General features: G+C 67.4%; 13 protein-coding genes. 4 read left to right on the forward strand and 9 right to left on the reverse strand.

The window, feature by feature from the left end; all coding sequences use genetic code 11:
- Positions 1-16: 16 nt before the first annotated feature.
- The 4 genes from ABGB08_RS02345 to ABGB08_RS02360 form a co-directional block, all read right to left on the reverse strand.
- Positions 17-619 carry a hypothetical protein gene (locus ABGB08_RS02345; RefSeq protein ID WP_347585644.1) on the reverse strand — a complete coding sequence of 201 codons (603 nt, stop codon included), beginning with the start codon at positions 617-619 and terminating at the stop codon, positions 17-19.
- A gap of 263 nt (positions 620-882) precedes the next feature.
- Positions 883-2,043: an AAA family ATPase gene (locus ABGB08_RS02350; RefSeq protein ID WP_347585646.1), complete on the reverse strand. Its 1,161-nt coding sequence runs from the start codon at positions 2,041-2,043 to the stop codon at positions 883-885.
- Entirely contained in the window at positions 2,040-2,879 is an 840-nt protein-coding gene (locus tag ABGB08_RS02355; protein WP_347585648.1) for a hypothetical protein, read from the reverse strand. Before ABGB08_RS02355 ends, ABGB08_RS02350 begins: the two co-directional genes overlap by 4 nt.
- Positions 2,880-3,069: 190 nt before the next feature.
- Complete coding sequence (locus ABGB08_RS02360; protein ID WP_347585650.1) at positions 3,070-3,294, reverse strand: helix-turn-helix domain-containing protein; 225 nt, start codon at positions 3,292-3,294, stop codon at positions 3,070-3,072.
- Between the two features lie 209 nt (positions 3,295-3,503).
- Between ABGB08_RS02360 and ABGB08_RS02365 the strand changes: the two genes are divergently transcribed.
- The 4 genes from ABGB08_RS02365 to ABGB08_RS02380 are packed head-to-tail and all read left to right on the forward strand — an operon-like array spanning position 3,504 to position 7,540.
- A complete protein-coding gene (locus ABGB08_RS02365) occupies positions 3,504-3,962 on the forward strand; it encodes a hypothetical protein (protein ID WP_347585652.1) in 459 nt (152 codons plus the stop codon).
- A 1-nt stretch (position 3,963) separates the two neighbouring features.
- Positions 3,964-5,211 (forward strand): site-specific integrase, encoded by a 1,248-nt coding sequence (locus tag ABGB08_RS02370; protein ID WP_347585654.1) that lies wholly within the window; start codon positions 3,964-3,966, stop codon positions 5,209-5,211.
- Between the two features lie 50 nt (positions 5,212-5,261).
- Positions 5,262-6,677, forward strand: coding sequence for an aldehyde dehydrogenase family protein (locus ABGB08_RS02375; protein ID WP_155359273.1), 1,416 nt, complete (start codon positions 5,262-5,264; stop codon positions 6,675-6,677).
- Complete coding sequence (locus ABGB08_RS02380) at positions 6,674-7,540, forward strand: aldehyde dehydrogenase family protein (protein ID WP_347585657.1); 867 nt, start codon at positions 6,674-6,676, stop codon at positions 7,538-7,540. Before ABGB08_RS02375 ends, ABGB08_RS02380 begins: the two co-directional genes overlap by 4 nt.
- A 22-nt stretch (positions 7,541-7,562) precedes the next feature.
- On the opposite strand, the gene ABGB08_RS02385 is transcribed toward ABGB08_RS02380, so the two are convergent.
- The 5 genes from ABGB08_RS02385 to ABGB08_RS02405 form a co-directional block, all read right to left on the reverse strand.
- Positions 7,563-8,894: an amidase family protein gene (locus ABGB08_RS02385; protein WP_347585659.1), complete on the reverse strand. Its 1,332-nt coding sequence runs from the start codon at positions 8,892-8,894 to the stop codon at positions 7,563-7,565.
- A gap of 57 nt (positions 8,895-8,951) precedes the next feature.
- Positions 8,952-9,131 (reverse strand): Arc family DNA-binding protein, encoded by a 180-nt coding sequence (locus ABGB08_RS02390; RefSeq protein WP_155359276.1) that lies wholly within the window; start codon positions 9,129-9,131, stop codon positions 8,952-8,954.
- The gene (locus tag ABGB08_RS02395; RefSeq protein WP_347585661.1) at positions 9,124-9,975 is read right to left on the reverse strand and encodes an SPFH domain-containing protein; all 852 of its coding nucleotides are present in this window, start codon (positions 9,973-9,975) and stop codon (positions 9,124-9,126) included. Before ABGB08_RS02395 ends, ABGB08_RS02390 begins: the two co-directional genes overlap by 8 nt.
- Before the next feature lie 38 nt (positions 9,976-10,013).
- Positions 10,014-10,304 carry a hypothetical protein gene (locus tag ABGB08_RS02400; protein ID WP_155347450.1) on the reverse strand — a complete coding sequence of 97 codons (291 nt, stop codon included), beginning with the start codon at positions 10,302-10,304 and terminating at the stop codon, positions 10,014-10,016.
- 74 nt (positions 10,305-10,378) lie between these two features.
- Positions 10,379-11,206 (reverse strand): hypothetical protein, encoded by an 828-nt coding sequence (locus ABGB08_RS02405; RefSeq protein ID WP_347585664.1) that lies wholly within the window; start codon positions 11,204-11,206, stop codon positions 10,379-10,381.
- Positions 11,207-11,234 lie beyond the last annotated feature (28 nt).

Consider the following 11,234-nt stretch of genomic DNA (forward strand, 5'->3'; position numbering starts at 1 on the left):
TCGTGGTGGGAGAAGGTCATCGAGCAGCCCGGATGGCTCGCCATGCCGGGCAGGTTCCGTCGTGGGAGATGGACAGCGACCACGACCCGTCGGGATTGGGGGTGAGAGTGGTGTCGGCGTCGCAGTCGGGGCAGGCATCGGTGACGGTGGCGGGGCCGGTGATGGTCTCGGGGACGACCGCGAAGTACAGGCCGCTGGCTGGGACTCGCATCAGGTCTCCTTGCCGGTCTGACTGGCCTCGGGGCGCGCCCTGCTGTCGATGTGTGTGAGGACGCCACCGATGGAGGACAGGGGGGATGGCTTCCTGGTCATGGAAGACGATGGCGGTGCCGTACCCGCCCTTGTCGACTGCCCAGGCGATGATGGGCGAGATGTGGGTCTGACCGGTCTCCTCGTCGAGGATCTCGGCTTCCCATCCGCCCCCGGGGAGGATCGTGTGGAGTGCGGCCGTCTCCTCAACCCGTTGGAAATCGAAGGGGGACCACTCATCCACGGCGACTAAGCCGCGGGTTCCGGCTATGAGTGGTCGGCCTTCGTGGTCCCAGGCGATGACAGGGCGGGTGTATTCGCCGCCACCGTTCTTCTTGAAGACTGCTTCGTATCCGTGGGCGGGGATCATGGATTCTCCCGTTGGTCGGTGGTTGTGGAGTGGGTCGCGAGTGTCCAGTCCACCCCCTAAAGAGGGGGGGTGGAGTGGACTCGCTTGCCCCTCGTCCACGGGTAGTGGAATGGAGTGGACTTTCGCGGAGCGAGCAGCGTTTGACCTGGTGTTGATGTGTCCACCCGTAGTGGACTGGCGGTGGAACTGGCGAAGACTACTGAGGGCGCGGATTCCGCCCGAGTCCACTCCGTCAGTCCACTCGGTGTGGTGGGTGAGCACGTTCACGCCGACACCTTCGGGACGTCGCAGGTGCCGTAGTGCCGCGTCTGGCCGTGGTCGAGGATCACCATTTCCCCGCCGCATCCCTCGCAGATGCCGAGCTCTCCGTCCTTGCTCACACGTGCGGCTGTCTCGCCGCCGTCCGGGGCGTGCTCGGTGAGGTAGTAGCGGGACTTGACCTTCGTGACGAGCTGCTCGTCGACGGTCTTGGCCAGAGCCTTGTAGAACCCGGATCGGCCCTTGTCGTCGATGCCGATCTCTTTCGAGATCTGCGGGCCGCTCGCTCCGACGTCCCCGCAGCCCCCGAGGACGCCGACGATGCGTTCGCGGAGCGGGACAGATGCGTCGTCGTGGCGTGCGCCCTCGATGATGACGGACCCGTGTGAGGGCCTGCGCCGGAGCCAGAGGATGGCGCCGTTGGGTCCGTCCTTGACCTTCTTGCGGGTCAGGGTGAGCATGTCCGAGCCCTCGGCGAGTCCGGCGAGGATCAGTACTTCGTCGGCGTTGGCCTCGAACGTGTAGCCGCCCCGGGCGCGACCGGCATCGGACCATCCGGGGTGGTGGACGAGCATCGTGCTGCCGTCAATCGCTGCGGAGAGGTCTGACAGCCGCCGCATGATCACGGGGGTGTCCTTGGTCTCGTCAGCGTCGGGGGCGAGGCTGGAGAAGGTGTCGAGGACGACGAAGCCGTACCCTCCGGTGACCGCGTACTCGGTCAGTTCGTCCCAGGTCGAGGCGTCGCGGAGGCTGCCCGGCTTGATCATGAACGTGAGGTCGTCGTCGGAGACCGGCACGCTGTTGTTCCACGCCTTTTCCCATGCGCCGATCCGGGCGTCGAGGCCGTAGGCGCCTTCGCCAACCACCACCAGAACACGACGCCTGGTGGTGGCGTGGCCGAGCCAGTTCGTGCCGGTGGCGATGCAGCACGCGAGGGCGTGAGCGAGGACCGATTTCCCGAGCGCGTACGCCCCGATCAGTACGATCGCCGCTGGCCACGACACGACACCCGCCACCAGCGGCTGAACCTTGGGCAGGGTCGCCAGTTGGGAGCGGGAGAGCACTGTGCCGAGCCTGGATCTGGCCGTCCAGCCGTCGTCGGTGGATACCTCGGCGTCCTTCTTCTTGACGTCGGGGCGCCAGTCGGGTTCGGTCGGGATGCTCACCCGCTGGGCTCCAGTACGTAGGGCTTGGGCTCCCACACGGTGATGAAGTCGCCGGTTGTCCCGCCCGCGGCGAGGTGGTCGGCGGCGTCTTTGCCGTGGCGGGCTTGGGTGACGTACAGGGATCGGGCGACGGGCATGAGGTTGTCGACGATGGCTTGGGCGTGGCGGCGGCCGGCCTCGTCCCGGTCGGCGACGATTGTCACGTCGGCGCCGCTGAAGTAGCGGGCGAAGTCGGCTGGCCAGCCGCGTCCGCTACCGCCGGGGTTGCAGGTGGCGGTGATGAGGGGCCGCGCCCGGAGCGCGTTGGCGTCCTTCTCGCCCTCGGTGATCATCACCACGCGTTCCTGCTGGACGGCGGCGAGGATCTCGGGAAGCCGGTACGGCACGATGCGCACGCCGTCGTGGTTCCAGCGGCGCCCGAATGGGGCGGTCGGGTCGGGCTGCCAGCCGGGGAAGCATTTGTGATCACAGCGGGCGACGCCAAAGAGGATGTTCCACTGCTCGTCGTGGTAGTCGTATTCGTCCACCTTCTTGTGACCCTCGCGGCGGCACGGCACGAAGTCATCGCGGCTACCGCGGCCACCGAGGCCGGGAGTTGTCCGGCGGGTGGGCATTGGCGGGAGGCCGAGCGCGTGACGGATCTCGTCTTGGGTGCATCCCGGGTTGCGATGGCAGTTGAACCAGACCTGGTCTTTTTCGTCGAGACCCACAGTCATGGACGGGGCCCGGTCGTCGTGGGCGGGGCACCGCGCTTTGCGCCGGTAGCCGCTGCCCTGGGGTGCGTAGCCGGTGACCTGGTCGAGGCGCTGCAGGGCGTATTGAAAGTCGTCGTTCATGCCGTACCTGCCCCTGCCACCGTCCGGGGCTGGACGAGCTGGCGGAGCTCGTCAACGGCGACGGGTTGTACGGTGGTGGTCGAGTTTGCTGGCCTGCAGGGCGGTGACTCTTGACGGCGTGAAGGGCTGGACCCCTTCACGCCGTTCGCGTGTGCGGGGGTGTCTGGCCAGCTGCTTTCGGTGGCGTACATCAGGCGGCCTTCCCGCCCTTGCCCCTGGACTGCTGGTCGAGCCAGCGCTCGACATCGGCCCAGCGGTAGCGGACGGATCCGCCTTCGAGCCGGGCCCACGTGGGGCCGATGCCTCGATAGCGCCAGTTCCGAAGGGTGCCCTTCGGCTTGTCGAGGAACTCGGCAAGGTCGTCCTCGGTGGCGAGGGGGCGCCGCCCGCCGGAAGGCGGCTGACTCTTACGCATCTTTGTCCTTTCTGTAAGAACAGAGTCATCTGCTGTAGGGACGTGACGGGGACATCCTTGTAGTGATGTTGTGTGTTCGTCAAGCGGTCGGTACTGTCCCCCGTGTGGGAACAATCCAGACGCCGGGGCCTACCGGCATGCGTGTGTCGAGGAACATCAAGGGGCTACGGGAAGCGGCCCGGATAACGGTCCGCGGGCTCTCGTCTCGGATGGAAGATCTGGGACGGCCGGTGTTGGCCTCGGGCGTTCACAAGGTCGAGCAGGGTGAACGGCGAGTCGACGCCGACGAGCTCGTCGCGTTCGCGCTCGCCCTGGAGGTGGCGCCGAACCGCCTACTCCTGCCGGGTGAGGTTCCCGCGTACGACGACGATGAGGACGACGCGGTCGCGCTGACCCCCACCAGGCGAGTTCGGGCACGTACGGCGTGGTACTGGGCCACGGGTGATGGGCCGCTGACGAACCATCCGGATCCCGGTGAGGCCTATCGGTTCTCCAAGGTGAATCGCCCGCATGATCCCCGAAGGCCCACCTATGCAGAGGAGTACGTGCGTCACAAGGAGGCGCTGGAGCCCGTCACTCAAGCGCTTACAGAAGCGCTCAAGGCGGGCGTGCCACTCCGCGTGATCAAGGCCATGATCGACATCTTTTATCAATCCCAAAGGATGTGACGTGGCTGTCTACGACAGGTGGCACAAGTCGCGGCCGAGTCCAGGCGAGGACAGGTGTAAGTGCCGGCCACCCAAGGTGCCGACCGCCGAGCACGGCCAGGGCAAGCGCTGGCAGGTCCGCTGGCGCGACGAGAGCGGGAAACAGCCGAAGCTGAACTTCTCGAAGCTCACCGACGCGGAGAGCAAGGACGCCGAGATCAAGGCCAGCTTGGACAAGGGCGACTACATCGACCCGAAGGCCGGGCGGGTCACCTTGCGGGACTGCGGCCAGCAGTGGCGGGACTCACTGACGTGCGACCCTGGAACGCTCATGCAGATCAACAGCCGATTAGGGAAGTGGGTGTTCGGCCACAAGATCGGCGATCAGTCGATGAGCGTGCTGGCCCGCAAGCCTTCCCTGATTCAGGCGTGGATCAAGGAGATGCAGGACACGCTTGAGCCGTCCACGATCCGCGGCGTCGTGATGTGGGTCTCCACGATCTTCAACACGGCGGTAGATGACGGGGTCGTGTCGCGCAATCCGCTGCTGACCAAGACCGTCAAGCCGCCCAAGGTCATCCCCAAGCAGGTCGTCCCCTGGACGCTCCGCATGGTCGAGGACATGGCCGAAGCCCTGCCCGACCGATACGACGACATCGTCTACCTCGCCGCAGGGTGCGCCCACCGGCAGGGCGAGGCGTTCGGCATCGCGGTCGACGACATCGACTTCCTCGGACGGGTCGTCCACGTCCAGCGCCAGGTGCGGATCATCAACGGGTCGCTGGTGTTCAGCCTGCCGAAGAGGGACAAGCCCCGTACGGTCCCCCTGCCCGACGCGGTGTCTCTGCGCCTTGCCGCGCACATCCAGCAGTACCCGCCGGTGGCGGTGACCCTGCCCTGGCGGACTCCGGAGGGGAAGCCCTGCACGGTGAAGCTGGTGTTCTCGACTCCCTCGGGGAAGGCGTTGAACCGCAACGACTTCAACCGGTTGTGGCGTACGGCTCGCACCGCTGCGGGCATACCCGACACGCGCGAGAACGGGATGCACGTCCTACGGCACACCGCGGCGTCGGCCTGGCTCGCGGCCGGGGTGGACATCCGGACGGTTGCCGAGTACCTCGGGCATGACGATCCGGGGTTCACGCTGCGGGTGTACTCGCACCTGATGCCGAACGCGGCGGACCGGGCGCGGAAGGCGATGAACGCCTTCTTCGAGGGCACGGCGGATGTGCCGAGTGCCCTGGATGTGCCCTCTGGGCGGTCGGGATGACCGTCTACGCTGGTCGTCGTGATACACCCATACTTCACATTGGACTAAGGATGTTCGAGTACGCACCAGCGCCCGAGTCGCGCGATGTCGTCGACATCAAGCCGTCCTACGGGCTGTTCGTCAACGGCGAGTTCGTGGACGGGTCGGGGTCGGCGTTCAAGACGATCAACCCCGCCTCGGAGGAGAAACTCGCCGAGATCGCCGCCGCCTCGGCCGCCGATGTGGACCTGGCCGTCCAGGCCGCCCGCAAGGCGTTCACCACCTGGTCGGCGATGCCCGGCGCCGAACGCGCCAAATACCTGTTCAGGATCGCCAGAATCATCCAGGAACGCGCCCGCGAACTAGCCGTCCTGGAGTCCCTGGACAACGGCAAACCGATCCGCGAGTCCCGCGACGTGGACCTGCCCCTGGTCGCCGCGCACTTCTTCTACTACGCGGGCTGGGCGGACAAACTCGAATACGCCGGGTACGGCACCCGCCCCCTCGGCGTCGCGGGCCAGGTCATCCCGTGGAACTTCCCGCTGCTCATGCTGGCCTGGAAGATCGCGCCGGCGCTGGCCTGCGGGAACACCGTCGTGCTCAAACCCGCGGAAACGACCCCGCTGACGGCGTTGCTGTTCGCGGAGATCTGCCAGCAGGCGGATTTGCCTCCCGGCGTCGTAAATATCGTGACCGGGGCGGGCGAAACCGGTGCGGCGGTGGTGAACCATCCGGATGTCGACAAAGTCGCGTTCACCGGGTCGACCGAGGTCGGGCGCCTGATCGCGCGGTCGGTGGCGGGCACCGGGAAGAAGGTGACCCTCGAGCTCGGGGGGAAGGCCGCCAACATCGTGTACGAGGACGCGGCGCTCGATCAGGCGGTCGAGGGGATCGTGAACGGGATCTTCTTCAACCAGGGGCATGTGTGCTGCGCCGGGTCCCGGTTGCTGGTCCAGGAGTCGATCGCGGGTGAGTTGCTGGCTTCGCTGAAGCGGCGGCTCGGCACGCTGCGGATGGGCGATCCGCTGGACAAGAACACCGATATCGGGGCAATCAATTCGGCTGCTCAGCTGGCCAAGATCCGGGAGCTGTCCGACATGGGGGAGCAGGAGGGCGCCGAACGGTGGTCTCCGGCGTGCGCCATCCCCGATCGGGGGTTCTGGTTCCCGCCGACCATCTTCACCGGGGTCGCGCAGTCGCATCGCATCGCCCGGGAGGAGATCTTCGGGCCGGTGTTGTCGGTGCTGACGTTCCGTACGCCCGGAGAAGCTGTGGAAAAGGCGAACAACACGCCATTCGGGCTGTCCGCCGGGGTGTGGACGGAGAAGGCGTCGCTGATGTTGTGGACGGCGGATCGGCTGCGGGCCGGGGTCGTCTGGTCCAACACGTTTAACCGGTTCGATCCGGCGTCGCCGTTCGGCGGTTACAAGGAATCCGGGTACGGCCGCGAGGGCGGGCGTCATGGGCTGGAGGCGTACCTTCGATGAGTGAGCGGCTGTCGGTTCGCAAGACGTACAAACTGTTCATCGGCGGTGCGTTTCCCCGATCGGAGAGCGGAAGGTCCTATGTCGTGACCTCCTCCAAGGGCGATTTCCTGGCCAACGCGTCCAAGGCGTCCCGCAAGGACGCCCGGGATGCGGTGGTAGCCGCCCGAAAGGCGTTCGCGGGCTGGTCCGGGGCTACCGCGTACAACCGGGGGCAGGTGATCTACCGGATCGCCGAAATGCTGGAAAGCCGCCGCGCCCAGTTCGCGGCCGAACTCGTCGCCGCCGACGGCGTCTCCACCAAGAAGGCCACCGAACTCGTGGACGCCGCCGTCGACCGCCTGGTCTGGTACGCCGGGTGGTCCGACAAGATCGGCGCCATCCGCGGCTCGGCCAACCCCGTCGCGGGCCCCTACTTCAACCTCTCCTCAACCGAGCCGACCGGCGTCGTGGCCATCGTCGCCCCGCCGATGGGTCCGCTCCTCGGCCTGATCAGCGTGCTCGCCCCCGTGATCGTCACCGGCAACACCTGCGTCGTCATCGCCTCAGAACGCGCCCCCCTTCCCTCGATCACCCTCTCCGAGGTCCTCGCCACCTCCGACCTCCCCGGCGGCGTCGTCAACATCCTCACCGGCAAACCCGAGGAAATCGCCCCGTGGCTGGCCGGCCACATGGACGTCAACGCCCTCGACCTGACCGGCGCGTCCCCCGAACTCGCCCTCACCTGCGAGGAACTCGCCGCGGAAAACCTCAAACGCGTCCTACGTCCCCCGACAGACGCAATCGACTGGCTCGCCGACCCGGGCACCGCCCGCATGACGACTTTCCTCGAAACCAAAACCGTCTGGCATCCCATCGGCGTCTAGTTGGTCGAAGGGAGAACCACTCTCAGTTTGGGGCGTGGCGGGACCAGGGGCGGGTGGATTCCAGGTGGGTGGCGAGGCCGAGGAGTTGGGGTTCGGCGCCTGGGGGTGCGATGAGTTGGATGCCGATGGGCAGGCCGGTGGAGTGGCGGCCGTACGGGACGGTCATGGCGGGCCAGCCGGCCAGGTTCCAGGCGGCGGTGACGGGGGCGTAGCCGACGTTGAGGAGGGTGTTCTTGGTCAGGCCGCGTCGCCCCCAGCGGTGGGCTTTCGGGGGGATGTGGGCGAGAGTGGGGGTGAGGAGGACGTCGGCGTTGCCGAACCACAGGTCGGCGCCGTTGGCGCGCCAGCGGTCGCGGGTGCGGGTGCCGTCCAGGTGGAGGGTGCGGACGGTGCGACCGGCGGCGGCCAGCGTGCGGGTCCGGCGTTCCAGCTTGGCGACGGGAAGGCCCTGAGAGTCCTCGGCGGCGCAGGAGTACCAGGCCACGATTGACGACATGCCGACGATGGGCGGCAGGCGGCGGCCGGGCACCACGGTGTGGCCCCCTTCGCGGAGGGCGTGTCCCGCCTCCTCGACCGCGAGCTGGAACTCGTTGTCGATGGACAGGCCCACGGGCAGCGGGTTGGGCACCACCGCGATGCGCAGATCGATAGCTCGGGGAGTGAGTGTGGCGTCGTCGGCCATGACGCCGAGGGCGAGCGCGGCATCGGCGACGGTCGTCGTCAGCGGGCCGTTCTCGCACATCTCGAACCAGTCATGCGTCGGCGCGGGAACCACGCCGAGACCCGGCTTGATGGCGATGATGCCGCAACACGCGCCCGGAATGCGCAGCGAGCCGAGGCCGTCGTTGCCGACCGCCAGGGGCACGAGCCCGGCAGCCACCGCCGCCGCGCTCCCGCCCGACGAACCACCGGGCGTTCTGTCCAGGTTCCACGGGTTGCGAGCTGTGCCGTACACGCTGTCGGAGAAGGCGACCAGGCTGAGCTCGGGAACGTTGGTGAGGGCGACGACCACCGCGCCCGCCTGCCGCAGCCGGGCCACCACGGGATGGTCCGCGGTCGCGGGTTCGGCGGGCGTGGCCGCGGAGCCGTTCCGGGTGGCCTCGCCCGCCACCTCGATGTTGTCCTTGACCGCGACCGGCACCCCGGCCAGCGGCAACTCCGCGAGATCACCCCGATCCTGTACGGCTTGCGCCTCCCGGACGGCCTCCTCGCTCCGCACCTTCCGGAAGGCACCCAGCGCGGACGCCCGCGCCTCGATGGCGGCGAGATGTTCGGCCACGACCCCCGGCACCGTGGCCTTCCCGTTCCGCACGGCTTCAGCGATCTCCACAGCGGTACGACCGACCCACGACATGCCCAGAGTCTGACCCCACCCCCCGGCGGTGTGAAGTCTTGTAACCAAGCCGATGCATCACTCATCGCGCGGTTCGCGAGGGCCGCGCCCCACCTGTTTGAGCGCGAGCCGAAGAGCGAACTCGATTTGCGAGTTCACGCTTCTGAGGTCGTCCGCCGCCCACTTGGCGATGGCCTCGTGGACGGCGGGGTCAAGCCGCAGCAGCAGTTTCTTCGGCTCGCGCCGGGCGTCAGGCATACAAGCTGCCGGTGTTCACCACCGGCTGGACCGCGCGGTCGCCACACAGCACGACCAGAAGGTTGGAGACCATAGTCGCGCGGCGTTCCTCGTCGAGCTCCACCACGTGCTCCGCGCTCAGCCGGTCCAGCGCCAGCTGGACCATGCCGACCGCGCCTTCCACGATCTGCCGCCGGGCCGCGACGACCTGCGAGGCCTGCTGGCGGACCAGCATCGCCTGGGCGATCTCCGGCGCGTAGGCCAGGTGGGTGATCCTGGCTTCCATGATCTCGATCCCGGCCAGCTCGGTGCGCTCGCGCAGTTCCGTGGTCAGCTCTTCGGCGACGGTCGCGCCGTCGCGCAGGCTGGTGCGCTCCTCGATATGCGAGTCGTACGGATGGGTGGTGGCCAGGTGGCGGACGGCGGCTTCCGACTGGATCGCCACATACTTCTCGTAGTTGTCCACCGAGAACGAGGCCTTGGCGGTCTCCACCACCCGGAACACGACCACAGCGGCGATCTCCACGGGGTTGCCGTCGGCATCGTTGACCTTGAGCTTGGCGGTTTCGAAGTTGCGCACCCGCAGGGTGACCCGGCGCTTGTCCGTCAAGGGGAGGACAAACTGGAACCCGGGGTCCTTCACCGAGCCCACATACCGTCCGAAGAACTGGATGACCTTCGCCTCGTTTGGGTTGATCACCGTGAACCCGGTGGAGGCCAGGCCGAACAGCAGCAGCGCGACGACTACGCTGACGATCGCGGTGCCCTCGTCGCCGGAAATGCCGAACACCACCAGAGCCGCGACCACTACGACGGTCGCCAGCAGCACCCAGAAACCGTTGACCCGGAACGCCTGTCGCTCCATCGGCTCCTCCTTGCTATTGAAGTGATATCACCAAGCTATCACTCCTTCGCCGTGGACGCGCGCGCGAAAAGTTCGGCGACCGTGACCCGGTAGTGGAACCGTGACGTCGCCCCGATGACCATGGTCAGCCACATGTCCTCGTTGATCCGATAGACCGCCCGATCCGCCTCCACTCCTGGATGTTTCGGCTGATGCCGCATCGCCAGCTCGTACGCGATGGACCTGGCCTCCTCCCGACCCCCGTCGACCTCGTAGATGTCCGAGATCCGCCATTCCTTGCGGTCGAACCGCCCGACGTTCTCCTCAACGAGAACTCGCCACTCACTCATGCGGCGATCATGCCGGGTCCGCCCCGGCAAGGCGAAGGCACGCCCCCTCGGGGGCGTACCTTCTGCGGTGGGTGTCAGCCGCCCAGACCGAACTGCTTGAGCATCTGCGGCGTGACCTGCTTGGTCTGGTCGGCCGGTGGCGGCTGGACCGAGACCGGCTTGTCGAACTCGGTTGCCGTCGAGGTCAGCGTGAACTGCGGCTTCTCGCCTTCCTCGTTGCGGTAGCGGGACTTGCGTACCATGCCCTGCTCGTCGACCCAGATGTCGGACCGGAGTTCGTGGACGCCCGTGGCGCCCGGGCTCTCCATCGGGCTGGCGGATGCGACGCCGAAGGCGGCCTTGGCCAGGTCCACGTTGTAGTTGGCGGTGTAGTGGGTGACGGTCTTGCCGTCCACTTCCGAGGTGCCGACCATCTTGACGTCCTCGTACGCGTGGACGAGCTTCTCGATGGTGGCCGGGTTGGTGACCGTGGCGGTGTCGAACATCTTGCGGATGGCCTGCCCGTGCGGGCCCTTGAGGTCGGCGAGGGCGACCTTCCACCAGGGTGGGCCCTGGGCGCCCTGGGCGAGGCCGTCGGGATTGACGTACGCGGTGCCGCCGCTCACGATCAGTTCGGGTTTGGCGGAGCTCGCTTTGCCGTTCAAGGTGAGGTCGGTCGCTTTGGCCTCAAGGACGACGGACGGCTTGGCCTGGTACTGGTACGTGCCGTTGGCCGTGGTGTCGCCCGAGGTGAAGGTGAACTTGCCGATGTTGCTGGATGCCTGCGCCGACTTGGTCAGCGCCTGCCGCAGTGCGGTCGTCGGGTCGGCCTCGGTCGCCGTCGGGCTGGCGGTCGGGCTCTCCGACCCCTCCGGCGGCGTCGTCTCCTCCGACGGCATTTCGCTAGGCGGACTTTCGGTCATGCCCGGTGACGGTGGCGCGGGGTTCGCC

It is taken from the genome of Acrocarpospora sp. B8E8, assembly GCF_039871605.1.
GTDB classification, from domain to species: domain Bacteria; phylum Actinomycetota; class Actinomycetes; order Streptosporangiales; family Streptosporangiaceae; genus Acrocarpospora; species Acrocarpospora macrocephala.